Annotated in this window: 21 protein-coding genes; 14 read left to right on the forward strand and 7 right to left on the reverse strand. The window is 72.7% G+C overall.

Going from position 1 to position 25,595, the window contains the following annotated elements:
* Positions 1 to 30 precede the first annotated feature (30 nt).
* From PZ894_RS14040 to PZ894_RS14085, 10 genes are all read left to right on the forward strand, one after another.
* Positions 31 to 1,221, forward strand: a complete 1,191-nt coding sequence (locus PZ894_RS14040; protein ID WP_275745674.1) for an acyl-CoA dehydrogenase family protein — start codon at positions 31 to 33, stop codon at positions 1,219 to 1,221.
* Positions 1,222 to 1,261: 40 nt separating this feature from the next.
* Positions 1,262 to 2,374, forward strand: coding sequence for an acyl-CoA dehydrogenase family protein (locus PZ894_RS14045; protein ID WP_275745676.1), 1,113 nt, complete (start codon positions 1,262 to 1,264; stop codon positions 2,372 to 2,374).
* Positions 2,361 to 4,805: a CoA transferase gene (locus PZ894_RS14050; RefSeq protein WP_275745678.1), complete on the forward strand. Its 2,445-nt coding sequence runs from the start codon at positions 2,361 to 2,363 to the stop codon at positions 4,803 to 4,805. The genes PZ894_RS14045 and PZ894_RS14050 overlap by 14 nt, the downstream gene beginning before the upstream one ends.
* 9 nt (positions 4,806 to 4,814) lie before the next feature.
* Positions 4,815 to 5,315, forward strand: coding sequence for a MaoC family dehydratase N-terminal domain-containing protein (locus PZ894_RS14055; RefSeq protein WP_275745680.1), 501 nt, complete (start codon positions 4,815 to 4,817; stop codon positions 5,313 to 5,315).
* A gap of 11 nt (positions 5,316 to 5,326) precedes the next feature.
* Positions 5,327 to 5,767 carry a MaoC/PaaZ C-terminal domain-containing protein gene (locus tag PZ894_RS14060; protein ID WP_275745682.1) on the forward strand — a complete coding sequence of 147 codons (441 nt, stop codon included), beginning with the start codon at positions 5,327 to 5,329 and terminating at the stop codon, positions 5,765 to 5,767.
* A complete protein-coding gene (locus tag PZ894_RS14065) occupies positions 5,767 to 6,969 on the forward strand; it encodes a thiolase family protein (RefSeq protein WP_275745684.1) in 1,203 nt (400 codons plus the stop codon). The genes PZ894_RS14060 and PZ894_RS14065 overlap by 1 nt, the downstream gene beginning before the upstream one ends.
* A gap of 1 nt (position 6,970) precedes the next feature.
* Positions 6,971 to 7,405, forward strand: a complete 435-nt coding sequence (locus PZ894_RS14070; protein WP_275745686.1) for an OB-fold domain-containing protein — start codon at positions 6,971 to 6,973, stop codon at positions 7,403 to 7,405.
* Entirely contained in the window at positions 7,392 to 9,128 is a 1,737-nt protein-coding gene (locus PZ894_RS14075; RefSeq protein ID WP_275745687.1) for an amidohydrolase family protein, read from the forward strand. The genes PZ894_RS14070 and PZ894_RS14075 overlap by 14 nt, the downstream gene beginning before the upstream one ends.
* Before the next feature lie 120 nt (positions 9,129 to 9,248).
* Entirely contained in the window at positions 9,249 to 10,853 is a 1,605-nt protein-coding gene (locus tag PZ894_RS14080) for an ABC transporter substrate-binding protein (protein WP_275745689.1), read from the forward strand.
* Positions 10,854 to 11,057: 204 nt separating this feature from the next.
* Positions 11,058 to 12,668: an ABC transporter substrate-binding protein gene (locus PZ894_RS14085; protein ID WP_275745691.1), complete on the forward strand. Its 1,611-nt coding sequence runs from the start codon at positions 11,058 to 11,060 to the stop codon at positions 12,666 to 12,668.
* A gap of 178 nt (positions 12,669 to 12,846) precedes the next feature.
* Here PZ894_RS14085 and PZ894_RS14090 read toward each other — a convergent pair whose 3' ends face one another.
* The gene (locus PZ894_RS14090; RefSeq protein WP_275745693.1) at positions 12,847 to 14,469 is read right to left on the reverse strand and encodes a LuxR C-terminal-related transcriptional regulator; all 1,623 of its coding nucleotides are present in this window, start codon (positions 14,467 to 14,469) and stop codon (positions 12,847 to 12,849) included.
* Between the two features lie 31 nt (positions 14,470 to 14,500).
* Positions 14,501 to 15,601, reverse strand: a complete 1,101-nt coding sequence (locus PZ894_RS14095) for an NAD(P)/FAD-dependent oxidoreductase (protein WP_275745695.1) — start codon at positions 15,599 to 15,601, stop codon at positions 14,501 to 14,503.
* A gap of 144 nt (positions 15,602 to 15,745) precedes the next feature.
* Here PZ894_RS14095 and PZ894_RS14100 point away from each other — a divergent pair, with 144 nt between their 5' ends.
* On the forward strand, positions 15,746 to 17,116 hold the full coding sequence (locus PZ894_RS14100; protein WP_275745697.1) for a glucose-6-phosphate dehydrogenase: 1,371 nt from the start codon (positions 15,746 to 15,748) through the stop codon (positions 17,114 to 17,116).
* A gap of 81 nt (positions 17,117 to 17,197) precedes the next feature.
* On the opposite strand, the gene PZ894_RS14105 is transcribed toward PZ894_RS14100, so the two are convergent.
* Positions 17,198 to 18,073, reverse strand: a complete 876-nt coding sequence (locus PZ894_RS14105; protein ID WP_275745698.1) for a sigma-70 family RNA polymerase sigma factor — start codon at positions 18,071 to 18,073, stop codon at positions 17,198 to 17,200.
* A gap of 73 nt (positions 18,074 to 18,146) precedes the next feature.
* Between PZ894_RS14105 and PZ894_RS14110 the strand changes: the two genes are divergently transcribed.
* Positions 18,147 to 18,944: an NAD(P)H-binding protein gene (locus tag PZ894_RS14110; RefSeq protein ID WP_275745700.1), complete on the forward strand. Its 798-nt coding sequence runs from the start codon at positions 18,147 to 18,149 to the stop codon at positions 18,942 to 18,944.
* A gap of 83 nt (positions 18,945 to 19,027) precedes the next feature.
* Here PZ894_RS14110 and PZ894_RS14115 read toward each other — a convergent pair whose 3' ends face one another.
* Positions 19,028 to 19,696 carry a TetR/AcrR family transcriptional regulator gene (locus PZ894_RS14115; protein WP_275745702.1) on the reverse strand — a complete coding sequence of 223 codons (669 nt, stop codon included), beginning with the start codon at positions 19,694 to 19,696 and terminating at the stop codon, positions 19,028 to 19,030.
* Positions 19,697 to 19,701: 5 nt separating this feature from the next.
* On the reverse strand, positions 19,702 to 20,727 hold the full coding sequence (locus tag PZ894_RS14120) for a TIGR03617 family F420-dependent LLM class oxidoreductase (RefSeq protein ID WP_275745703.1): 1,026 nt from the start codon (positions 20,725 to 20,727) through the stop codon (positions 19,702 to 19,704).
* Between the two features lie 32 nt (positions 20,728 to 20,759).
* Between PZ894_RS14120 and PZ894_RS14125 the strand changes: the two genes are divergently transcribed.
* Positions 20,760 to 21,590 (forward strand): enoyl-CoA hydratase-related protein, encoded by an 831-nt coding sequence (locus PZ894_RS14125; RefSeq protein ID WP_275745704.1) that lies wholly within the window; start codon positions 20,760 to 20,762, stop codon positions 21,588 to 21,590.
* A complete protein-coding gene (locus PZ894_RS14130) occupies positions 21,587 to 22,537 on the forward strand; it encodes an SDR family NAD(P)-dependent oxidoreductase (RefSeq protein WP_275745705.1) in 951 nt (316 codons plus the stop codon). The genes PZ894_RS14125 and PZ894_RS14130 overlap by 4 nt, the downstream gene beginning before the upstream one ends.
* Here the strand turns inward: PZ894_RS14130 and PZ894_RS14135 are convergent.
* On the reverse strand, positions 22,513 to 24,147 hold the full coding sequence (locus tag PZ894_RS14135) for an NAD(P)/FAD-dependent oxidoreductase (protein ID WP_275745707.1): 1,635 nt from the start codon (positions 24,145 to 24,147) through the stop codon (positions 22,513 to 22,515). The two genes, PZ894_RS14130 and PZ894_RS14135, sit on opposite strands and share 25 nt — an antisense overlap.
* Positions 24,148 to 24,165: 18 nt before the next feature.
* Positions 24,166 to 25,584 carry an aldehyde dehydrogenase family protein gene (locus tag PZ894_RS14140; protein ID WP_275745708.1) on the reverse strand — a complete coding sequence of 473 codons (1,419 nt, stop codon included), beginning with the start codon at positions 25,582 to 25,584 and terminating at the stop codon, positions 24,166 to 24,168.
* Positions 25,585 to 25,595: the final 11 nt, after the last annotated feature.

Raw genomic sequence — 25,595 nt, forward strand, 5'->3', positions numbered from 1 at the left:
CCGATTAGGAATAGTCCGAATGGAGGAACCATGGAGTTCGCCCTCGACGCCGAGCAGCGCGCCTGGCTCGAGGAGGTCCGCGCGTTCCTCGCCGAGCACGTCACGCCCGAGCTGCGCGCCGAGCTCGCGGAGCACGACCTGGAGCTCCCCGGCGGCGAGGTCGCGGCGTTCCGCCGCAGGATCGGTGAGAAGGGCTGGTTCGGCCTCAGCTGGCCCGTCGAGTACGGCGGCCTCGGGCTCGGACCGGTCCACCAGCACCTGCTGATGAGCGAGTTCGAGTACTGGGGCGTGCCGGGCCCGGACCTGACGGTCACCTCGGTGGCGCCGATGCTCATGCGCCACGGCACCGAGCGCAACAAGCAGGAGTTCCTGCCACCGATCGCGCGCGGCGAGATGATCTGCGCGGTCGGCTACTCCGAGCCCGGCGCCGGCACCGACCTCGCGAGCCTGCGCACGCGGGCGGTGCTCGACGGCGACGCCGAGACCGGCGCGTGGGTCATCAACGGCTCGAAGATCTGGAACAGCGGCGCTCAGCGCTCGACCCACGAGTGGCTCTGCGTGCGCACCGACCCCGAGGCGCCGCGGCACAAGGGGATCTCGGTGATCATCGTGCCGATCGACCACCCCGGCGTGACCGTGCGCCCGCTGATCGCGTGGTCCGGCTACCGCACCAACGAGGTCTTCTTCGACGACGTCCGGGTGCCCGCGACCAACCTGGTCGGCGAGGCCAACCACGGCTGGCGCTACATCACCGGCGCGCTCGACCTCGAACGCGGCGCCCTCACGAACGCCGGCGACCTGCGTCGGGCGGTCGACGACCTGCTCCGGCTCGCCCGGTCGCCGCGCGAGGACGGCGTCGTACCCGCCGACGACCCGCAGGTGCGCCGCGACCTGGCCCGCCTCGACGCCGACGTGGAGGCCGCCACGCTGATGGGCTACGAGGCGGCGTCGATGCTGGCCGAGGGGATCATCCCCAGCGTCGAGGTCAGCGTCGAGAAGATCTTCACCAGCGAGCTGCGCCAGCGGATCGCGGTCGCGGCGCTCGACGTGCTGGGCCCGGAGGGCCTGCTGGCGCACAACAGCGCCGGGGCGCCGCTGGCCGGTCGCTTCGAACGGCTCTACCGCGCGGCGCCGCTGCTCCGGTTCGGGGCCGGCGCCAACGAGGTGCTGCGCGACGTCATCGCCCAGCGCGGGCACGCGATGCCGTCGTACGGCCGCTGACCGCGGACCAGACCGAAGGGCCCTACCGAGAGGACATGGAGTGAGACTCGTCCCCACCGAGGAGGAGCGGGACCTGGCGGCGATGCTGCGCCAGCTGTTCGCCGACCACTGCCCGGTCGCCGTGGTGCGCGGCCTGCGCGAGCCCGGGGCGGACCGGTTCCCCAAGCGACTGTGGGACGAGCTGACCCGGGCCGGCGTGCTCGAGCTGCCGTTCGCGGAGCGGCACGACGGCGCCGGCGGCGGGCTGGTCGAGGTCGGTGTGCTGGCTCGCGAGGCCGGACGGGCGCTGTGTCCGTCGATCGTCCTCGGCACGCTCGGCCTCGGGCTCGCCGTCGACGCGCTCGGTGACGACGCGCTGCGCGACAGGCTGCTGCCGGGCGTCGGCCGTGGTGAGACCCGGGGCGTCGCGGCCGTCGCGAGCCCCTGGGACGCCGGAGACCTCGCCCCGACGCTGTCCGCGACGACGGAGGGCGCGGGCTGGCGGGTGAGCGGCGTGGTGAGGTACGTCGTCGACGCGGACCTCGCCGACCTCGTGCTCGCGACCGCGCTCACGCCCGAGGGTCGCACGGTCGGCGTGCTGCTGCGCCCCGGCGACACCGGGCGGGTCGAGCAGCTGCGCACCTCGGCCGGTGACCGTTACGCGCGGCTCCACGTCGACGCGACGATCCCGGCGGCCGACGTGCTGCCCGATCTCGACCCGGAGGCCGTGCGCCGCGTCGCGCTCACGCTCCGGGCGCTGGCCTGTGTCGAGCTGGTCGGCGTGACCGAGGCGATCCTCGACCGCACCGTGGAGTACGTCCGCGGACGCGAGCAGTTCGGCCGGCCGATCGCCTCCTTCCAGGCCGCCCAGCACCTCGTGGCGGACATCCACATCGGGTTGCAGGCGGCGCGGCTGACCGCGCTGAGCGCGGCGTACCGGCTCGGACGCGGCGAGGTCGCGACCCGCGAGACCGCGATCGCCGTGCTGCACACCGCGGAGGCGGCCCGGCGGGCCAGCCTCGACGCCCACCAGCTGCACGGCGGGATGGGCTACGTGCTCGAGACCGACCTGCACCTGTGGTCGGAGCGGGCCCGCGAGCTCGGCGTGCTCGGCGGCGGTCCGGACCAGGCGACCCGGTGGCTCGAACGGGAGGTCGTCGATGCCCCAGCATGAGCAGGGTCAGGTCCTCGCGGGGGTCCGCGTGCTCGACCTCTCCCGCTGGGTCGCGGGGGAGTTCGCGACCAAGCTCCTCGCCGACTTCGGCGCCGACGTCGTCAAGGTGGAGAAGCCGGGCGAGGGCAGCCTGACCCGCGCCTGGGGCCCCTTCCCCGACGATCGCCCCGACCCCGAGCGCAGTGCCCTCTTCCTCCACCTGAACACCAACAAGCGCTCGGTCGCGCTCGACCTCCACGACGAGGCCGACCGGGCGGTGCTGCTCGGGCTGGTGCGCAGCGCGGACGCGGTCGTGGAGTCCTTCCGTCCCGGGCACCTCGAGCGGCTCGGCCTCGGCCCCGAGGTGCTGCGCGAGGCGAACCCCCGCCTGGTCGTCACCCGGATCAGCGCCTTCGGGCAGACCGGCCCCTACCGCGACCGGGAGGCGACCGGCCTGGTGCTCCAGGCGGCCGGCGGCCCGATGAACGCCACCGGGCAGGCCGACCGCGAGCCGCTGCGCAAGCCGGGGCTGCTCGAGCACTACACGGTCGGGCGCAGCGCCGGCCAGGCCACGCTGGCCGCGGTGCACCGCGCGCGGCGTACCGGCCGGGGCGCCACGATCGACGTCTCCGGGCAGGAGGTGCTGCTGGCCGGGGCCGACCGGCGCGCGTCGTACCTGCTCTCGGCGGCCTACTCCGGCATGACCGCCCCCCGCGGCGCGCGCAGCCCGCACCGGCACGGCGCCACCTTCACCGGCCCCTTCCGCGCGGCCGACGGGTTCGTGATGGTCTACGTCACCAACCAGGCCTTCTGGAACCGCTTCGTCGACCTGGTCGCGGCCGACGACCCCGCCTTCCGGGAGCGGTTCCGCGACCGGCAGACCGTCAAGGACCAGGACCGCGAGGACTTCCTGGCGTACGTCGCGGGCTGGTTCGCGGCGCGCCCGAAGGTCGAGGCGATGGAGCTCGCCGAGGCGGCCCGGATCCCCGTCACCGCGTTCCTCTCGGTCTCCGAGGTGCTCGCCCACCCGCACTTCCGCGAGCGCGGGCTCTTCGTCGAGGCCGACCACCCGGCGGCCGGGCGCCTGGAGTACGTCGGCGCACCGTGGCGGATGGACCGCGGCTTCGCGCTGCGGAGCACGGCGCCGCTGCTCGACCAGCACGGCGCGGAGGTGCGTGTCGAGGCCGAGGCCTCGAGGCTCGGGCCCCGCGGCCCTCACACCTCGACCACCGCGGACGACCTCCCGCTCGCCGGCGTCCGGGTGATCGACCTGACCGTGGTCTGGTCCGGGCCGGGCGCGACCGCGCTGCTCGGTGACCTGGGCGCCGAGGTGATCCGGGTCGAGGGCAACGACCGACTCAGTCGTCAGGTGTCGTCGAAGGTCACCAAGGAGTCGATCGCCGCGACCGGCTACCACGGTGGCACCTACCCCGACAAGGATCCGGGGGCACGGCCCTACGACCGGTCGGCCGTCTTCAACTGGCACGCCCGCAACAAGCTGTCGGCCTGCATGAACCTCGACACCGCCGAGGGACACGCGGCACTCCTCGAGCTCGTGAAGGTCAGCGACGTGCTCGTGGAGAACAACTCCAACGGGGTGCTGGAGAAGCTCGGCATCGACCACGAGCGGTTGCTGGAGCTCAACCCCCGCCTGGTAGTCGCGCGGATGCCACCGCTCGGCATGGCCGGGCCGATCAGCGACTACCTGGGCTACGGTCCCAACTTCAACTCGCTGGTCGGCATCGCCGCGATGGACGGCTACGAGGGCGAGGAGCCCGACTCGGCCGGCGAGAACTACCACATGGACGAGGCGGCGCCCGCCGGCCTCGTCTTCGCCGTGCTGGCCGCGCTGTGGGACCGCGAGGCGACCGGGCGGGGTGGGCTCATCGAGTTCCCCCAGGCCGAGAACGTGATCGCCGAGATCGGCGAGTACGTCCTCGACCACCAGGTCAACGGCCGCGACCCGGCGGTCCTCGGCAACGCCGACCCCCACGTCGAGCAGGCCGTCCTCCCGGTGGGCGGCGACGACCGGTGGGTGGCGGTCTCGCTGCGCGACGACCGCGACCGCAAGGCGCTCGCCGGCGTCGTCGGGGAGCCGACCCTCGACGCGCTGCGTGCCTGGTGCGCCGACCGTGAGGCGGTCGCCGTCGTGGAGGCACTGCAGGACGTCGGCGTACCCGTCGGCGAGGTGATGTCGGAGCCGCGGTTGCTCGAGGACCCGCACCTGGTCGAGCGCGGGTGGTTCCGCGAGCGCCACCACCCAGCGATCGGCACGCACCTCTACCCGGGACACCCCTGGCGCACCGACGACTTCGAGCTGCGGCACGGCCGCCCCGTCCCCGGCTTCGGCGAGGACAACGAGCACGTCTACCTGAACGTGCTCGGCTACGACCGCGCCACCTACGACGACCTGGTCGAGCGCGGCCTGGTCACCGACCACCAGATCGCCTGAGGAGTGCTCGTGACCGCGACAACCCTGATCCCTCCCGAGGTGGCCGAGCGCGTCGGCACCGTCGCCGCGACCGCGTCCGGCGAGGTCAACCGGCGCGAGTGGCAGCGCTGGGCGGTCGCCGTGAAGGACCACAATCCGCTGTGGTTCGACGCCGACGCCGCCCGCGCCGCCGGCTACGACGACGTCGTCGCGCCGCCGCTCTACGTGCAGTACGCCGTGCTCGGCGTGACGCCGCTCGACGGGCTGCGCCCCGACGGCTCCTCGGGCGCCGTCTCGGGCAACCTCACCTTCCCCGACGCCCCGCGCCGGATGGCCGGCGGGGAGAGCACGACCTTCCACCTGCCCTGCTACCACCGCGACGAGATCACGATGGTCCGCACGATCGAGTCGATCGTCGACAAGCAGGGCCGCTCCGGCCCGTTCGTGCTCGTCACCTGGCGCACGACGTACACCAACCAGCGCGACGAGCTCGTGGCCGAGGCCAGCACGTCGATGATCGCCCGCCCGTGAGGAGCGCACCGGTGTCCCAGCAGCTCTACCTCGAGGACGTCTCGGTCGGCGACGCACTGCCGCCGCTGCCCGTGACCGTCGACGAGACGCAGATGTTCTTCTTCAGCGCCGCGACCTACAACGGTCACCGCATCCACTACGACAAGGACTGGGCGCGCGGGACCGAGGGGTACGACGACGTGCTGGTCCAGGGCCCGCTGCAGGCCGCGCTGCTGGCGCGCGCCGTCACCGACTGGATCGGGCCCGCCGGGCGGCTGGTCACCTACTCCGCGCAGAACCGGGCCGTCGCCTTCCCCGGGCAGGAGCTGGTCTTCGGCGGCACGGTCACCGGCGTGCGCGAGGACGGCGACCGGACCCTGGTCGACCTCGAGCTGGCCGCGACGCGCGGCGACGACACGCTGATGCCCGGCAGCGCCGTCGTCTCGCTCCCGAGCCGCAGCGGGGGTGCGTGATGGGGCTGCGGGGCGAGGCCGCGATCGTCGGCATCGCCGAGCTGCCGGCCGAGCGCAAGCAGACCCGCCCGGAGCTCTTCACGATCGACCAGTACGCCCAGCTGGCCCGGCAGGTGATCGACGACGCCGGCCTGCCGCCCGAGGTCGTCAACGGGCTGGTGACCCACGGCGTCGCCGAGTCCGAGATGTTCGCGCCGGCGACGCTGTCGGAGTACCTCGGCCTGCCCCTCGACTTCGCCGAGCGGGTCGACCTCGGCGGCGCCACGTCGGCGGGCATGGTGTGGCGGGCCGCCGTCGCGGTGGAGCTGGGGATCTGCGACGCGGTGCTGTGCGTCGTACCCGGGTCCCTGATGGTGCCCCGGTCGCAGCGGCAGCAGCCGGCGGCGACGCCGCCCTGGTACGGCGCCTCGAGCGGCCGGTACGGCTCTCCCCAGGCCGAGTTCGAGATCCCCTACGGCAACGTCGGCCAGAACGGGCCCTACGCCCAGATCGCGCAGCGGTACGCCGCCGAGTACGGCTACGACCCCCGCTCGACGGCGAAGATCGCCGTCGACCAGCGCACCAACGCCTGCGCCCACCCGGGTGCGGTCTTCCACGGCAAGCCGATCACCGTCGACGACGTGCTCGCGAGCCCGATGATCGCCGACCCGATCCGGATGCTCGACGTCGTGATGCGGGTGCAGGGCGGCGCGGCCGTGCTGGTCGCCAATGCCGACCTCGCGCGCCGCGGCCGGCACCGGCCGGTGTGGGTCAAGGGCTTCGGCGAGCACGTCGCGTTCAAGACCCCGACGTACGCCGCGGACCTGCTGCAGACGCCGATCGCGCGGGCCGCCGACCGGGCGTTCGACATGGCCGGCCTGCGTCGCGACGACGTGGACGTCGCGTCGATCTACGACTGCTACACGATCACCGTGCTGATGAGCCTCGAGGACGCCGGGTTCTGCCCGAAGGGCACCGGCATGCGGTGGGTCACCGAGCACGATCTGACCTTCCGCGGCGACTTCCCGGTCAACACCGCCGGGGGTCAGCTGTCCTTCGGCCAGGCCGGGACGGCCGGCGGCATGCACCACGTGGTCGACGGCGCGCGGCAGGTCATGGGTCGCTCCAGTGAGGCCCAGGTGCCCGACTGTCACACCGCCTTCGTCACCGGCAACGGCGGCATCATGAGCGAGCAGGTCGCGCTCCTGCTGCAGGGAGCGTGAGATGACCCCGACCAGCGGAGCCCGACCCCTTCCCGAGCCGACGCCCGTCTCGCAGCCCTTCTGGGCCGCCCTGCGCGAGCACCGGATCCGGATCCAGTACTCGCCGTCGTCCGACACGTGGGTCTTCTACCCGCGCACGCTGGCGCCCGGCACCCTGGCCGACGACCTCGAGTGGCGTGACATCTCGGGTGCCGGGACGCTCTACACCTTCACGGTGGCCGAGCGGCCGACCGCGCCGCCCTGGGCCGACTCCGTGCCCCAGCTGCTCGCGGTCGTCGAGTGGGACGAGGGCCCGCGCCTCAGCACCGAGCTCGTCGACGTCGACCCGGCCGACATCCGCATCGGCATGCGGCTCGCGCCCGTCTTCTGCGACGACCCCGACACCGGCACCACCCTGCTCCGCTACCGACCGGAGGACCGAGATGGCAGCGCCTGACCTCGTCGTACGCGGCGGAACGCTGGTCGACGGGTCGGGCGAGCCCGCCCGCACCGCCGACGTCGCGATCACCGACGGTCGCGTGACGGAGGTCGGCCGGGTCTCGGGACGCGGCAGGCAGGAGGTCGACGCCGACGGCGCCGTGGTGACGCCGGGCTTCGTCGACCTGCACACGCACTACGACGGCCAGGCCACGTGGGACAGCTACCTCCAGCCCTCGTCGTGGCACGGTGTCACGACGGTGGTGATGGGCAACTGCGGCGTCGGCTTCGCGCCCGCGATCCCGCGCGACCACGAGCGCCTGATCGCGCTGATGGAGGGCGTCGAGGACATCCCCGGCGTCGCGCTGACCGAGGGGCTCGCCTGGGACTGGGAGTCCTTCCCCGACTACCTCGACGCGCTCGAGCGCCGCTCACACGACCTCGACTTCGCCGCCCAGGTCCCGCACGCCGCGCTCCGGGTCCGGGCGATGGGCGAGCGGGCGGCCGCCCACGCCCAGGCGACCGACGAGGAGGTCGCGACGATGGGCCGCCTCGCCGCCGAGGCGGTGCGCGCCGGCGCGCTCGGGTTCACGACCTCCCGCACGCTCAACCACAAGACGCGGGCCGGCGAGCTGACGCCGTCGTACGCCGCCGGCATCGCGGAGCTGGCCGCGATCTCACGCGCCGTCGGCGAGACCGGCACCGGGGTGCTGCAGCTGGTCACCGACTGGGACGACGAGACGATCGACACCGACTTCGACCTGATCGCGACGATGGCGCGCGAGTCCGGGCGGCCGATGTCGTTCTCGCTGGCACAGAGCCCGGCGTACCCGGACCGCTTCCGCAAGGCCCTCGACTTCCTGGTGCGCGCCAACGACGACGGCCTGCGGCTGCGGGCGCAGGTCGCCGCGCGCGGTATCGGAATCCTGCTGGGACTCGACTGCACGCTCAACCCGTTCTCCGGCAACCCGGTCTGGCAGGAGCTGGCCGACCTCCCGATCGACGAGCAGGCGCGCGCCATGCGCGACCCGGAGACCCGCCGCCGGATCCTCGGGATCGGCGTCGTCAAGGCCGCGAACATCATCGGTGGGGCCTTCCTCGACGCCTTCGACCTGATGTTCGAGCTCGGCGACCCGCCGGACTACGAGCCCGACCCCGACCACACCATCGCCCGGCGCGCCGAGCGAGCGGGCGTCACACCCGTGGAGCTGGTCTACGACCTGATGACCGCCGGCGACGGCCGCGGCATGCTCTACCTGCCCTTCACCAACTACGTGAACGGTCGGCTCGACGGCGCGCGCGACATGCTCGCGCACGACTTCACGGTGCCCGGGCTCTCCGACGGCGGCGCCCACGTCGGCACCATCTGCGACGGCAGCTTCCCCACCACGCTGCTGCAGTTCTGGGCGCGCGACCGGGCCGAGGGCAGGCTGCCGCTCGAGTTCGTCGTCTCCCGGCAGGCGCGGGCGACGGCGGAGGCCGTCGGTCTGCACGACCGCGGGCTCCTGCGGCCCGGCTACAAGGGCGACCTCAACGTCATCGACCTCGAGCGGCTGCACCTGCACAAGCCCGAGATGCACCACGACCTGCCGGCGGGCGGGCGTCGCCTGCTGCAGCGGGCCGACGGCTACCTGCGCACCGTGGTGAGCGGGGTGGTCACCTACGTCGACGGGGTCGCCACCGGTGAGCTGCCCGGCAGGCTGGTCCGCGGGGCGCAACCGGAGCCAGCCGGGATCGTGTGACGTCGGTGACGCCGTCATCGACGCGGCGATCGGCAGGTCCCGCTGGACGGTAGCGCCATCGGGCCCGTCGACGTGCGCGGGCTACGTTCCGCGCGGATAGCAGTCAAGCCGGGGAGAGACATGAAGAGAAGCAGGACCAGCCGACTGGGCGCGCTGGCGACCGCCGTCGCCGTCGTGGCACTGAGCGCCGGTTGCGGGTCGGACGACCCCGCCGAGAAGACGACACCGGGAGCCAAGGAGCGCGACTACTCCGAGGGCATCCTCGGTGCCGCCGACGCCGGCGATCCGGTCGACGGGGGCACGCTGAGCTTCGGCGCCTACGCCGAGCCCAGCTCGCTCGACCCGGCCGTGACGATCACGGCCGGCTCGACCGGCGGCACGGAGATGGCCGCCATCTACGACCTGCTGATGCGATACGACGCCGGTGCCAAGAAGTACGTCCCGCAGCTGGCGGAGTCCCTGAAGCCGAACGACGACTTCTCCGAGTGGACCCTCAGGCTCCGCGACGGCGTGACCTTCAGCGACGGCACCGAGCTCGACTCGGCGGCGGTGAAGTGGAGCCAGGAGCGCTACGTCGCCAAGCCCGGCCCGGAGGCCGCGGTCTGGACCGCCACCGTCAAGGACATCGCCACACCCGATCCGCTGACGGTCGTCTACCGGCTGACCAGCCCGTGGTCGACGTTCCCGAGCGTGCTGAGCACCGGTCCGGGGCTGATCGTGGCGAAGTCCTCCGACGCGGGTGCGTCGTTCAAGCCGGTCGGCGCGGGAGCGTTCGTGCTCGACAAGTGGGCGCCGCAGGAGGAGCTGGTCCTCGAGGCGAGGGACGACTATTGGGACGGCCGTCCGCACCTCGACAAGATCCGCTCGGTGTTCCTCTCCGACCAGCAGACCAACCTGGACTCGCTGGAGAGCGGCTCGATCGACATGGTGTTCCTCCGCGACCCGGACAAGGTCGACGCGATGCTGGACGCCGGCACCGGCGGCTACCTGAACGTCCCCTCGGCCAGCAATGTGGCGCTGATCAACGCCACCGAGGGCGCCGCCGGCGCCGACCCGCGGGTGCGCCAGGCGATGGCCTACGCCGTCAACCCCGACCTGATCCGCGAGCGCGCCTTCGACGGGCACGGGCTTGCCGGATCGACGATCTTCCTCGACTACTCGCAGTGGCACGGTGAGGCCGAGGGGCTGCCGTACGACCCGGAGCAGGCCAAGAAGCTGGTCGAGGAGGCGAAGGCCGACGGCTTCGACGGCAAGGTCCACTACGTCGACGGCTCCGACCCTGCCTCGCGCGCGACCTCGCTGGCGGTCAAGGCCAGCCTCGAGGCGGTGGGCCTCAGCGTCGAGATCGACCTGAAGCGCTCGATCGCCGACCAGATCACCGCGATCGCCGTCAACCGCGATTACGACCTGGCCGCCTGGGGTCTGGGCTATCGCGAGGGTGACCCGTACTCACGGATGTTCTCCACGCTGAGCACGGAGGGCACCTCCACCTACGGCATGGCGACCAGCGCGGAGATGGACGACCTGCTCACCCAGTTGCGCGGCAGCTCCGAGCACGACGACCAGGTCGCGATCACCGACGACATCCAGGGCCTGTTCAACGAGCAGGTGCCGTTCCTCAACTGGGGCCCGATCGCCGAGCTCACCGCGTGGAACGACGACGTCCACGGGGTCTTGGGAGCGATGAACACGATGGTGCTCCTCGACGACGCCTGGGTGGACTGAGATCGTCCGTCCGATCCGTCGTGCTCGTCCGCCCGGGCGCCTCTTCAGGGGCCCGGGCGGACGCATGCCCGGCGGCTCGAGTGTGCGGCGACCGCCCCGTCGTGACCACATCGTTGCCTGGATCATGCTCGACAGGACTATTTCGAATAGATATGGTCCGGTGAGCAACCCGGGTTGTCCGGGGGAGTCAGCCAAGGAGATGAGATGAACCGACGCAGCGTCCGCGGCCTGCGGAGTGCGGTTGCCGTGATGGCGACGGTCGCCCTGGTGGCCGGATGCGGATCGTCGAGCGACGACGACGACGCCGACAAGCAGCCGGGTGCGCAGGAGCGCACCTACACCGAGGGCCTCCTGAACATCGACGACAGCGGCGAGCCCAAGGATGGTGGCACGTTGAGCTTCGCCGCGTTCTCCGAGCCCGCGGCGCTCGACCCGGCGGTCACCATCGCGGCGGGCTCGACCGGCGGGGTGGAGATGGCGGCCATCTACGACACGCTGATGCGGTACGAGTCGGCCGACAAGGACTTCGTCCCGCAGCTCGCCGAGAGCCTCGAGCCCAACGACGACTTCTCCGAATGGACCCTGACGCTGCGCGACGGCGTGAAGTTCAGCGACGGGAGCGCGCTGGACTCCGCGGCCGTAAAGTGGAGTCAGGAGCGCTACGTCGCCAACTCCGGACCGGAGACCGCCCTGTGGGCCGGCAACGTCACCGCCATCGAGACGCCGGATCCGCAGACGGTGGTCTACAAGCTCGTCGGCCCGTGGGTGCTGTTCCCCAGCATCCTGAGCACCGGGCCGGGCATGATCGTGGCGAAGGCCTCCGACGCGGGCGCCAAGTTCCAGCCCATCGGCGCCGGACCCTTCACGTTCGGCGCCTGGAAGCCGCAGGAGGAGCTGGTGCTGAAGGCGAACGAGGGCTACTGGGACGGTCGGCCGCACCTCGACGAGTTCCGCTCGGTCTTCCTCTCCGACCAGCAGGCGGCCATCGACTCCATGAAGAGCGGATCCCTCGGCATGGTGTTCGTGCGTGACGCCGACAAGGTCGACCCGCTGCTCGACGAGAAGACGCCCGGTTACATGAACATGGTCGCCGCCAGCAACATCGCGGTGATCAATGCCGAGGAGGGTCGTCCCGGCGCCGACGTCCGAGTGCGCAAGGCGATGGTGATGGGGATCAACCCAGATCTGATCCGCGAGCGTGCCGCCGATGGTCACGGTCTGGCCGGATCGACGATCTTCCAGGACTACTCGCGCTGGCACGGTGAGACCGAGGGTCTTCCGTACGACCCGGAGGAGGCCAAGAAGCTCCTTGAGGAGGCCAAGGCCGACGGCTACGACGGCAAGCTGGTCTACAAGGACCAGTCCGACCCGGTCTCGCGTGCGGTCGCGCTCGTCGTGAAGGCGAACCTCGAGCAGGTCGGCTTCGAGGTCGAGCTCGACCTCGATCGCACGGTCGCGGACACCATCACCGCGGTCGCCGTCAACCACGACTACGACGTGTCGGGCTGGGGACTCAGCTTCCGCGAGGGGGACCCGTTCTCGAAGATGTTCTCCACGACCGACAGCGAGAGCCCCGCGACGCTGGGGATGGCCACGACGCCGGAGATGGACAAGCTGCTCGATGAGTTCAAGGCGGCCTCGGGCGAGGCCGACCAGGTCGAGATCATGGACAAGATCCAGCAGCAGTCCAACGAGCAGGCGTCCTACCTCAACTGGGGTCCGGTCGCCGAGTACATCGCTTGGTCGCCCGACCTCCACGGCGTCGTCGGCGGGATGAACTCGATCGCTCTGCTGTCCAAGGCGTGGATCGACTGACCCCTCCCTCCCGGCGGAGGCGCGGTCGCGACAGCGGCCGCGCCTCCGTTTGCGCTTCATCAAGGGATGCGGGCGAAACCTCGCTTTCCTCGACGAGTTCGTCACGGGGAGCGCGGCTCGATCTACATCCCTTGATGGAGCCGCGGCACGGTGCGGCAGCTGTCCGCAGGCAGGAGGGTCAGACGACGCCGTGCTCGAAGGCGAAGGCCGCCGCCGCAGTGCGGGAACGGACGTCGAGCTTGGTGAAGATGTTGGAGAGATGGCGGGCGACGGTCTTCTCGCTGAGGACCAGGGCGGCGGCGATCTGGGCGTTGCTGCGACCGGAGGCGACCAGGCGGAGGACCTCGGCCTCGCGGGCCGTGAGGCCGGCGGGGAGCGCGGCGGGCGCGAGCAGGCGCGCGGCGTCGTCGGCGTCGGGGCCGGCGCCGATCTGACGGAACGACGTGCGCGCGGCCTCGAGCTCGCGGCGGGAAGACTCGGTGTCGCCGACCGCGGCCAGCGCTCGTCCGGTCAGGAGACGCGCGCGGCTCCGGTCGTACGCCGCCTCCGCGCGGGTCCACAGCTGCTGGGCCTTGCGCAGGTACGGGAGGGCGCCGGCGGCGTCGCCCGCGGCCAGCTCGACCGCACCGTGACCGTGGGCGGCCGCGGCCTCCAGCCACACGCACCCGAAGTGTCCGGCCAGTTTGTCCAGTTCCGCGGCGACGTCCCGGGCCCGGTCGAGCGCGCCGGCACCGAGCAGCACCTCGACGGCCGCCGGCAGCAGCCGGCACCGCTGCACGGGACCGTTCGTCTCGTCCAGCAGTCGCGCGACCGCGGCCAGTGCCGCGGCATCCTGCCCGCGCGCCAGCCACAGCAGCGCGAGACCGGGTTGCGGGTCGAAGCCGCTGTCGGCCGCCCGCTGGTAGGCGGCTTCCGCCTCGGCGTGCTCGCCCCGAAGCCGGAGCAGCTCACCGGCCTCGTACGCCGCCAGCCCGACGGCCGCCGGGGCGTGGACCTCCTCGTAGCGACGGGAAGCGAGCTCGAGCTCTTCGAGCGCGCGCTCCCACTCGCCGCGCACTCGCAGCAGCTGCCCGCGATGGACGGCGCACTGGCCGGTGAAGGCCAACAGGCCCGGCTGGGCGGTGCACCAGCGTTCGAGGGCGGCCGTCCACTCCGCCACCCGGCCGAAGTCGCTGATCTCCTGGCAGCCCTCGATCGCCGTGCAGTAGACGTGCCCTGCGACGACCGTGGAGGCCTCGCCCGCGATCACCCGGACCATCGACTCGTCGAGCAGCGCCAGACCATCGGCGACCCGGCCGGCGTAGAGCGCCAGTCGGCCCTGGGAGCACAGGCCCAGCGCGGTGAGGTCCGGTTCGTCGTGGCGTCGGCCGATGGCCGTCACCTGGTCGGCGCAGCTGCTGGCCGTGGCGAAGTCACCCGCCCCCAGGGCTCGGAACATCCGCAGGAACGCCACCCACCCGAGCTCTACGCCGTCGTCGAGGTCGGCGACCAGGCCCTCCGCTCGCGAGGTCCATCCGCCGGCCAGCGCGCTCTCCCCGTGGAGCGAGGCGGTCATCGTGATCCGGAACGCGCAGCGGACCGAGCGGGCGAGGTCTCCGTCCGCCTGGCTGCAGACGAAGGCCCGGTGCAACGCCGCGATCGTCGTTCCGTGGTGCCCGGTCAGCTCGGCGGCCACGGCGAAGTCCTCGAGATCCTCCGCCGACAGCGCGTCGAACTCCGCGGCCGACCACGCGGTGTACGCGGCACCCCAGTCGCCACGGGCGTAGTCGGTGCGCGCCTGCTCCAGGTCGGCGACAGCCACTACGGGACCTCCACCGTCGACCCTAGACGGGTCACGCGGCCGACGCGACCCGTGACGAGCGCCCGATCCGAGCCGCGATCCGATCGGCGACCAGGCCGGCGTCGCGGCCGACTCCCGCGAGCAGCATCGAGCTGAACGCGTACTGGAAGCTGAGCCCGCAGAAGAAGAGACCGTCGGCCTCGGGCACCACGCCGCGCATCTCCCGAGGCCACCCGTCCTCGCCGAGGATCGGCAGGTGGATCCAGCCGAAGGCCTGCCGGAAGCCGGTCGCCCACACCACGGTGGCGACCTCGCGCGGCGTGCCGTCGATGACCGGCAGCCCGTCGCGCACCTCCTCGACCCGCGAGGTGACCCGCTCCACGCCTCGGTCGGCGAGGTCCGAGCGCTTCACGCGCAGCATCGGCCCGCCGTGGTGCCGGACCTCACGCATCTCCTTGCGACCCATCGGCGTACGCCGCGTGAGGACGTGTCGCCACACGAAGATCAGCACCGGGAAGACCGCACGCATCGCCGGCGACTCCAGGCGCGGCGGGACCTGGCCGCAGTCACGCCCGGCCAGGATCGTCGGCCGGGACTCCGCGACCTCGAAGGCGATGTCGCAGCCGGAGTGGCTGGCGCCGACGACGAGGACCGGGCCGGCACGCAGCTGCCCGGAGCGGCGGTACTCGCTGGAGTGGAGCTGCAGGATCGACGGGTCGAGTTGCGCGGCGACCTCCGGGACATTCGGCGTACGCCCGAAGGTGCCCGTGGCGACCACGACGTTGTCGCAGGTCCAGGTGCCGCCGCCGGTGGTCACGCGGAAGCCCGCGCCGTCCGGGTCGAGGCTGGTCACCCGGGTCTCGAGCCGCACGGGCAGCTCGAAGGTCCGGGCGTACGTCTCGAGGTAGTCGCCGACGTCGTCCTTGCCGGGGAACGACCACTTCCGCGCGGGGAACCGCAGCCCCGGAAGGCTGTCGTACCTGGCCGGTGAGTAGAGCCGGAGCGAGTCCCACTGGCGGCGCCAGCCGTCGCCGACGCGCGAGCCGGCGTCGAGGATCACGAACGGCCGGTCGCGACGCTGCAGGTGGTAGCCGACCGCCAGCCCCGCCTGGCCGGCGCCGATGATGACGGTCTCGATGTGTGTGGTGTCCATGCCCCGCGACGCTAGGTCTGGGCGACGCCGCCACGCGTCGGTCGTGCGGCCCAACCTGCCGCGTGGCCCAGTGGGTGGTTCCACCCATGCGCCGCACCGGGCTCCGGCCCGCAACACCGAGCGCTGGGTGGGTACCGGAGACCCGTGACGACGAGTCAGATCGAGACCTTGGTGGTGCTGGGCGCGGACGGCGACCTGACGCGCAGGCTCCTGCTGCCGGGCCTGGCGTCCCTGCTCGGCAGCGACTGGAGCGAGCGCAGGTCCGTCCAGCTGCTCGGAGCCGGGCTGTCCGAGCTCGGCGACAAGCAGTGGCGACGGCGCGTGGACGACGCCTTCGCGCGCGGTGGCCACGGCGCGCGAGTCTCGCGGACGGCGCAGCGCAGCCGCTACCGCGCGTGCGACGTCACCTCGTCGGAAGAGCTGCGGTCGCTGCTGGCGGAGTGCGACGGTGCGCCGGCGCTGTTCTTCGCGCTGCCGCCGGCGATCACTGCTCGCGCCTGCCGGGCGCTACAGCTGGTCGAGCTGCCGGAGGACACCGTGCTGGCGATGGAGAAGCCGTTCGGCACCGACGGCGCGACAGCCCGTGAGCTCAACGAGCTCGTCTCGACGCTGGTGCCGGAGACCCAGGTGTTCCGGGTCGATCACTTCCTGGGGCGCAGCGACGTCCTCAACCTCCTCGGTGCACGGTTCGCGAACCGGCTCCTCGAGCCGGTGTGGAACAACCAGCACGTGGAGTCGATCGAGATCGTCTACGACGAGTCGCTCGGGCTCGAGGGACGCGCCGGCTACTACGACAAGGCCGGTGCTCTCGTCGACATGCTGCAGAGCCACCTGCTGCAGGTGATGGCCCTGCTGATGATGGACCCGATCAGCCGGGTGGACGAGCGAGAGCTGCGTGACGCGAAGGGCCAGGTGCTGCGCGCCACCCGGCTCCGAGGTACGCCGCGTGAGGCGTCGCGTCGCGCCCGCTACACGACCGGGGTCATCGGGAACCGCAAGCTGCCGGCGTACAGCCGCGAGCCGGGGGTCGACGCCTCGCGTCGAACCGAGACCCTGGCCGAGCTCACCGTCGAGGTGGACACGTGGCGCTGGACCGGTGTGCCCGTCACGTTGCGTTCCGGCAAGGCCCTCGGCCGACCGCGCAAGGAGGCCGTGGTCACGCTCAGGCCGACTCCGCACCTGCCCGACGGACTCCGCGGCAACGACACCCGCGACCAGATCGCGATCGGGTTCAAGCCGGCGCGGCTGGCCCTCCACCTCGACGTGTCGGGGCCCGGGGACCCGTTCGACCTCGAAGCAGCCTCCCCGGTCGTCGAGCTGGCCGAGGGGGACCTCCCGGCGTACGGCGAGGTGCTGGCCGGCCTCCTGGACAGCGACCCCCTCCTCGCGGTCCGGGGCGACAACGCCGAGGAGTGCTGGCGGATCGTGGGGCCGGTGGTGGATGCCTGGCGGGACGGCGAGGTGCCTCTGGACACGTACCCCGCCGGATCCGGCGGTCCGAGCTCCTGGAGATGAGCGCGGCGCCTCAGGTCGCCTCGACCGCGCCGAGGAGGCCCGCGTCCACGTGGGAGCGGTCCTCCGAACCGCGGAGGGCCGTCAGTCGAGGGTGATGTCGAGCGCCCGGAGGCGGGCCGGGTCGGCTGTGATGTCGATGGCGATGATCGCGTCGCCGGCGAAGGTGAACCGAATGGCCAGGCAGACCTGGCCGAGGGGGGCCATGAGGAGCGCCGGGCTCCGGTCGACGAGGGCCACGGTGGTGAAGCGGGCACGCGGAGCGGCCGACAGCGCGGTTCTGGCGACGGTGAGGGCACCTTGGAGGGTCAAGGGTCGGCCGGTCCCGGTCACGGCCGCATCGGCCCGTAGCTCGACCTGCGGGTCGAGCAGGGCCAGCAGCGCGTTGAAGTCCCCGGTGCGTGTCGCGGTCAGATAGGCGGAGACCGCGTCGCGATGTTGGGCGCGGTCGGGGACGGGCGACCCGCCGGCCCGCACCTTGGCTCGGGCTCGGCTGGCAAGCTGTCGGGCGGCGGCGGGGCTGCGGTCCATCATGGAGGCGATGTCGTCGAAGGCCACGTCGAACATGTCGTGGAGCACGAAGGCGATCCGCTCCGCCGGGCTGAGCCGATCGAGCACGATCAGGAGCGCGAGACCGACCGAGTCCGCCAGGTCGGCCTCCTGCTGGGGAAGGCGGTCCTCGTCGACCGCACCCAACCAGTCCGCGGTGAAGCTCTCCAGCGACTCCTCGCGTCGGACCCGACGTGATCGGAGCAGGTTGAGGCAGATCCGGCTGACCGCGGTCGTCAGCCAGCCGGGGAGGTTCTCGATGTTGGCTGCGCCGGCGCTGTCGAGCCGCAGCCATGCGTCCTGGACGGCGTCGTCGGCGTCCGCGCCGGACCCCAGCATCCGGTAGGCGAGCGCACGAAGCCGGGGCCGTTCGCGCTCGAACGCCTCGAGCGAGGAGATTTCTTCGACCACCGTGTCACATTCTCGGGCTCGGCCGGTTCGTAGGTGTGCGACAACCGCAAACCTACAAGAGGGAGATCGCAACATGGCATCCACCGTTCTGGTCACCGGCGGCACCGGGCTGCTCGGTTCGCACGTGGTTCCGCTCCTCCGCGACGCGGGCCACGAGGTGCGGGTCCTGAGCCGCCACGACCGAGAGCCCGGCGAGGGCGTGGAGTACGTCGCCGTCGACCTGACCACCGGCGACGGACTCGACGCGGCACTGGCCGGCGTCCGCACGGTGCTGCACCTCGCCGGAGGACCGAAGGGCGACGACGTCAGCACCCGCAACCTCGTCCAGGAGGCCCAGCGAACAGGTGCCGTCGAGCACGTGGTGCTGATCTCGGTCATCGGCGCCGACGCGCTGCCGATCGGCTACTTCGTCCGCAAGGCGGAGTCGGAGCGAATCGTGGAGGACTCCGGGATCCCGTACACCATCCTGCGGGCCGCTCAGTTCCACGACCTGACGCTCAAGACGGTGCGCGCCATGGCGAAGGCTCCGGTCCTGGTGGCACCGGGCGGCGTTCGCTGGCAACCGGTCGCCGCACCAGAGGTCGCAGCCCGGTTGGTGGAACTGGCCCTGGGCCGACCGGCGGGCCGCGTGGCCGACCTGGCCGGGCCGAAGGTCTACACCCTGGAGGAGCTCCAGCGAAGCTATCTCGACGCGGTCGGCAAGCGCCGTCTGCGCCTCCCGGTCCGGGTCCCGGGCAAGGTCGGGAAGGCATACCGCTCGGGCGCCAACCTCGCGACGGCGACGCCCACCGGCACCGTGAGCTGGGAGCGGTTCCTGGCCGCACGCCTCGCCGACGACGAGGCGCAGGTGGGGGCAGGCATCGCCGAGTAGCGCCCACCCGGCCCTACGTCCTCGCGACGTGCGACGTGCCTCCGACCGAAGGACGGTTCGCCGACATCGGCGAGCGAGACGCCTCAGGTCGCCTCGAGCGCGCCGAGGAGGCCGGCGCTGCCGAAGCGGACGACCAGGTCGACGAACTCCTCGTCGACTCCGGCGCCGGGGGTCCAGGGCGAACCGAAGCCGGGCTGGTCGGCGCGGGCCAGCACGCCCAGCATCGAGTAGACCGTCAGGTTGGCGAGGCGGGGCACGGCATCGGCCGGGACATCGGGCAGCACCCGTGCGAACGCGCCCCGGTAGAGGCCCGGCAGCTCGGCGTCGCTGCTGACGGCCTGCCGCCAGACCGGGTGGTCGGAGGTGGCGAGGACGTACATCAGCTTCAGCCAGCGCAGGCCGCCGACCGGGCTCCGGGCGAGCAGCTCGAGGTAGGGGTCGAGCAGCGCGCGGACCAGGTCGTTGGCAGTCGGTGTGCCCGGCGCCCCGACGACGTCGGCGAGGCGGGCGTGCACGCGCAGCATGGCCTCCTGACCGCGGCGTACCAGGACCGCGCGGAGCACGCCGTCGCGGTCGTCGAAGTGGTAGGCGACGGCCGTGGGCGCCACGTCGGCGTCGCGGGCGAGCTGCCTGATCGAGACGGCGCCGTGCCCGTGCTCCGCGAAGAGGCGCTCGGCCGTGTCGAGGACCAGGGTGCGAACGTCGACGTCCGAGCGCGGGCCGGTGCGTCTGGTGCCACTGTGTGCCGGCACGACCGTCAGGCCCCCGACGGGCGCTCGCCGTGGAGCGCCGTGACCAGTCGGGTGACCGCCTCGTGGCTGGGCGTGTAGCCCGGGAAGTACACGCAGACGCGGTCGCTGATCCCGGCGACCCGGTCCCGGATCAGGCGCGCGCACTCTTCCGGGGTGCCCCGGACGGCGACCTCGTCGTACAGCTCGTCCACGACCAGGTCCGACATCGCGTCGACGGCTCCCTCGCGCACGAGCCCGGCCAGCCGCGGCTGCAGGTGCTCGCGGCCGCTGACCTCGAGGACCGGGCGGTAGGCCGGGGTCGATGCGTAGAACGCGACCAGCGACCGGCAGCCGCGCATCGCGGCCGCGCGCTCGTCGATGGTGTCGCCCATCGCCGCGATCACCTGCGGGACGATCGCCACGTCGCCCTCGCTGCGCGACCCGCGCTCGAGGCCCTCCCGGAGGGCGGGCAGGGTGCGCTCGAGCATGTGCGCCCGCGTGTTGAACGGCATCACCAGCAGCCCGTCGGCCACCTCGCCGGCGGTGCGGGTCATGATCGGCCCGAGGGCGCCCATCATCACCGGCGGCGGCCCCCAGGGCAGCGGCTCGGGCCGGAACATCGGCGGCATGAAGTCGTGCCGCGTGTACTCGCCCCGGAACTGCGGCGTCCGCTCCTCGTGCCAGGCCGCGAGGATCTCGCGGGTCGCGGCGACCGACTCGCGCATCCGGGCGGCGGGGTGCGACCAGGTCGCGCCGTACCGCCGCTCGACGTGGGTGCGGACCTGCGAGCCGAGGCCGAGCGTGAAGCGGCCGCGCGAGAGCAGCTGGAGGTCGTGGGCGAGATGGGCGAGGTGGAGCGGGCTGCGGGGGAGCGCGACCGCGATGTTGCTCATGATCGGCAGTCCCGTCGCCGTGGTCGCCGCGGCCAGCGGGAGGAAGGCGTCGTGCCTGCCCTCGAAGGTGAAGACGCCGTCCACGCCGGTCGCGGCCAGCTGTGTCGCCTCGTCCGCCGCCCGGTCGGGGCTGCCTTCGAGCTGTAGGTCGATGCGCACGCGCGCCTCCTCGTCCGGGGTAGTTTGTGCAAATGCACAATAACGGGACGACGAGCGTGCGGTGCGAGATCCACGCCGACGGTGTCGCCGTGGTGACGCTCGAGGGCGCCGCGAAGCTGAACGCCTTCTCACGCGGGACGGCGGTCGAGCTGGGCGAGGCGCTGCGCCGCTGCGACGCGGACGACGACGTGCGCGTCGTGGTGCTGACCGGTGCCGGCCGCGCCTTCTGCGCCGGCGCCGACCTCTCGGAGCCGGCCGTCTTCGCGGGCGGCGACGACTTCGACGCGAGCCCGATCGACCCGGCCCCGTCGCGGCTCCGCACGCTCGTCATCGCCGCCGTCAACGGGCCCGCCATCGGGATCGGGATGAGCCTGGCGATGCAATGCGACCTGCGGTACGTCGCGGAGGACGCCCCCCTCGCGATCTCCCAGGTCCGCCGCGGCATGGTCGGCGACGTCGCCAGCCACGCCACCGTGCGCCGCGCAGTCGGGATGACCCATGCCGCCGAGCTGCTGCTGACCGGTCGCACGCTGACCGGCGCGGACGCGGCCCGGAGTGGACTGGCCAACCGTGCGGTGCCCGCGGACCAGGTGCTGCCGACCGCCCTGGAGGTCGCGCGCGACGTCGCCGCCGGCTGCAGTCCCGCCTCGATCGCGTTGAGCAAGGCGATCCTGTGGGGCGACGCGGACCTCTCGTCGGTCGGCCGCGCCGAGACCCGCGCCCATCGGCTCCTCATGGACCACCCCGACGCGCGCGAGGCCTCCGCGGCGTGGCGCGAGGGCCGTCCACCACGCTGGACGATGCGGGCCTCCGACCTGCCCGCGGACCTGTCCGTGGCGCTGTTCGGGGAGGACGAGCGATGACGCGCACGGCGTACGACGTGGTGCGCGACGGCGATCTGACCGGCCGCACCTGCGTCGTCACCGGCGCCACTGCGGGGCTCGGGCTGGAGTCCGCGCGAGCCCTCGCCGGCGCGGGTGCGAGCGTGGTGCTGGCCGGCAGGTCGGCCGACGCGCTGCGGAGGGCGCGGGCGTCGATCGAGGAGCGGGTGCCGGACGCTCGCCTGCGCGGACTGCGGCTCGACCTGGCCTCCCTGCGCAGCGTGCGCCGGGCCGCCGCCGAGCTGCGCGACGACCTCGATCGCGTCGACGTGCTGATGAACAACGCCGGCGTGATGTTCACGCCGTTCGGGCGCACCGAGGACGGCTTCGAGACCCAGGTCGGGGTCAATCATCTCGGCCACTTCGAGCTCACCCGGCGGCTGCTGCCGCTGCTGCGCGCGAGCGGATCGGCGCGCGTCGTGACGTTGAGCTCGGGCGGTCACCGTATGGGGGACGTCGACCTCGCCGACCTGAACTGGGAGCACCGTCCCTACGACAAGTTCGCGGCGTACGGCGCGGCCAAGACCGCCAACCTGCTCCACATGACCGCCCTGCACGCACGCCACCACGGCGACGGCATCCGCGCGGTGGCGGTGAACCCGGGACCGGTGGCGACGGATCTGTCACGACACATGGCCCGCGAGGACTTCTCCCGGCTGCGCCGCGTCGTCGCCGAGCGCTCGGCCGCGCGCGGACATGCCGACGCCGACGGGCGCCTGGAGTTCACGACCCCCGAGGTGGGCGCCGCGACCCAGGTCTGGGCGGCGGCTGCTCCGGAGCTGGACGCCGCCGGCGGCAGCTACCTCGAGGACTGCGCTCTCAGCGAGGACGTCGAGCCGTCCGCGGTCGACCCCACGCGGGCCGAGCTCCTGTGGGAGATCTCGGAGCGCTGCTGTGGAGACGGTCAGGCCAGCTCGAACCCCGCGTAGCCCTCGGCGGCGACCTGGTCGCAGTGGGCGCGGTAGGCGCCGACGCCGCCGATGTAGGGCAGGAAGACCCGGGGCTTGCCGGGGATGTTGGCGCCCATCAGCCAGCTGTCCGTCTGCGGGTAGAGCGTGTAGCTCGCGACCTCCTGGACGTGCGCGCTCCACTCCTTCTCGGCGACGTCGGTCGCCTCGGCGGTCGTGAGCCCGCGGTCCGCGAGGTGGACGATCAGGTCGGCGGTCCACTCGACGTGCTGCTCGATCGAGACGACCGCGTTCGAAAGGGCCGACGGGCTGCCGGGACCGCAGATCGTGTACAGGTTCGGGAAGCCCGCGACCGTCAGACCCAGATAGCTGCGCGCGCCCTGCTCCCAGTGCGCGGAGAGCCGCCGCCCGCCCCGGCCGACCGGGTCGAGCGCCAGCAGCGGTCCGGTCTGCGCGTCGTACCCGGTCGCCAGCACCAGCGCGTCGACGGGGTGCTCGCGGTCCGAGGTCACCACGGCGTCGCCGGTGATCCGCTCGATCGGCGTACGCCGCAGGTTGACGAGCTCGACGTCGTCGCGGTTGTAGGTCGCGTAGTAGCCGCTGTCCAGGCACGGCCGCTTGGTCCCGTAGGCGTAGCCGCGCGGGCAGAGGTCGTCGGCGACCTGCGGGTCGGCGACGATCTCGCGGATCCGCTCGCGGATGAAGTCGGCGGCGGTGTCGTTGGCCTCCTGGTTGCGCACCATGTCGTTGTAGGCCTGGAGGATCCCCGTGAGGGTGCCCTCCGCCCACCGTGCCTCATAGGTCGAGCGGCGCTCCTCCGCCGACACCTCGAGGGCGGAGCGGGTCGGCGGGTCGAGCAGGATGCCGTACGACGAGGTCCGCAGCTGCTCGGTGACCGCGTCGAACTCGTCGATGCGCCGCCGCGACTTCTCGGGATCGGGCGAGCCGTTGCGGGCCGGCAGGCTGAAGTTGGGAGTGCGCTGGAAGACCGTCAGGTGCTCGGCCTGCCGGGCGATGAGCGGGATCGCCTGGATGCCGGTGGACCCGGTGCCGATCACGCCGACCCGGCGGCCGGTGAAGTCGACCGCCTGGTGCGGCCAGGCGCCCGTGTGGTGGATCTCGCCCGCGAAGTCTCCGATGCCCTCGATGTCGGGCAGGGCACGCTGCGAGAGCAGCCCGACGCCGAGCACGAGGTGCCGTGCGGAGACGACCTCGCCTCCGTCGGTCTCGACGCGCCATCGGCCGGTCGTCTCGTCGAACGCCGCTCCCGTGACCCGGGTGTCGAAGGTGAAGTGCCGGCGCAGGTCGAAGCGGTCGGCGACGTGCTCGAGGTAGCGGAGGATCTCCGGCTGGGCGGCGTAGCGCTCCGACCACTGCCACTCCGCGGTCAGCTCGCGGTCGAAGGAGTAGGAGTAGTAGACGCTCTCGATGTCGCAGCGGGCGCCGGGGTAGCGGTTCCAGTACCACGTGCCGCCCACCCCGCCTCCGGCCTCGAACGCCCGGACGGACAGCCCGAGGTCGTGCAACCGGTGCACGGCGTACAGGCCGGAGAAGCCGGCGCCGACGACGGCGGCGTCGACGGTGGCCTCGACGGTGGTGGGAGGGCTGGCGGGTGGGCTGGTGGGGGACATCGCACTCCTTCTGGCGGTTCAGCCGCGCGCCGGCGGCTGGATCGACTTGGTCTCGAGGAACTCCTCCAGCCCCCAGCGGCCGTACTCCCGTCCGACGCCCGACTGCTTCACGCCGCCGAAGGGCGCGAGCCGGTTGGAGTTGAGGCCGTTGACGTGCACCGTGCCGGACCGGATCCGGCGGGCGACCCCCACCGCGCGCTCGTGGTCGGCGCCGAAGACGCCGGCGCTCAGGCCGTAGATCGTGCTGTTCGCGACCGCCACGGCGTCGTCCTCGTCGCGGTAGGTCTGGAGGGCGAGCACCGGCCCGAAGACCTCCTCCTGGCCGATGCGCATCTGCGGCGTCACGCGGCCGAAGACGACGGGCGCGAGATGGAAGCCGCGCTCGGGCCGCGGGGGCGCGGGATCGCCGTGCACGACCTCGGCGCCGTCGGCGACGGCGTTGCGCAGGTGGGCGGTGACCCGCTCCCACTGCACCTCGGACACCAGCGGCCCGAGGTTCTCGCCCGGCACGAAGGTGGCGGCCGCCTCCCGGACCACCCGCACGGCGTCGTCGTACCGATCCTCCGGCACGACCAGCCGGGTCCACGCGGCGCAGGTCTGGCCCGCGTTCAGCATCCCGAACGCGACGCTGGCGCGCGCCGCCGCCGCGAAGCCGTCGTCGTCGAGGTCGTCGAGCAGCACGCTCGGGGACTTGCCGCCGAGCTCGAGCGCCACCCGCTTCACGGTGGCGGCCGCCGTCGCGGCGATCTGCCGGCCCGCCGCGGTGGACCCGGTGAAGGAGACCATGTCGACGCCGGGGTGCGCGGCCAGCGCGGCGCCGACGACGCCGCCTCGACCCGCCAGGACGCTGAGCCAGCCCTCCGGGACACCGGCGCCGATGGCCGCCTCGGCGAGCAGGTACGCCGTGAGCGGGGTCGTCTCCGCCGGCTTGAGCACCACCGGGCAGCCGGCCGCGAGGGCGGACCCGACCTTCGCCAGCGCCTGGTGGAGCGGGTAGTTCCAGGGCGTGATGGCGGCGACGACGCCCACCGGCTCGGAGACCGCGATCGAGTCGCCGACCTGTTCCTCGAACTCGTGGGCGGCCGCGACCTCGATCGTCGTACGCAGGGTGGACAGCGCCATGCCGACCTGCACCTGACGGGCGAAGGCGTCCGGCGCCCCCATCTCGGCCGAGATCGTCTCCGCGAAGCGGTCGGTCTGCTGCGCGATCGCGTCGGCCAGGCGTCCGAGCACCGCGACCCGTTCGGCCAGCGGCCACGCGGGACCCTCGTCGAACGCGCGGCGGGCGGCGGCGACGGCGGCGTCGACGTCCTGCTCGTCGGCGTGCACGACCTCGGCCACCGCGTCTCCGGTGCGCGGGTCGACGAGCGTGATGCGCTCGGTGCCGTGCGGGGCCGTCCACCGGCCTCCGATGTCGATGAGCTCCCTGGACTCCATCTGTCGGTCTC

The organism is Nocardioides sp. YIM 152315, from assembly GCF_029210375.1.
Classification (GTDB): domain Bacteria; phylum Actinomycetota; class Actinomycetes; order Propionibacteriales; family Nocardioidaceae; genus Nocardioides.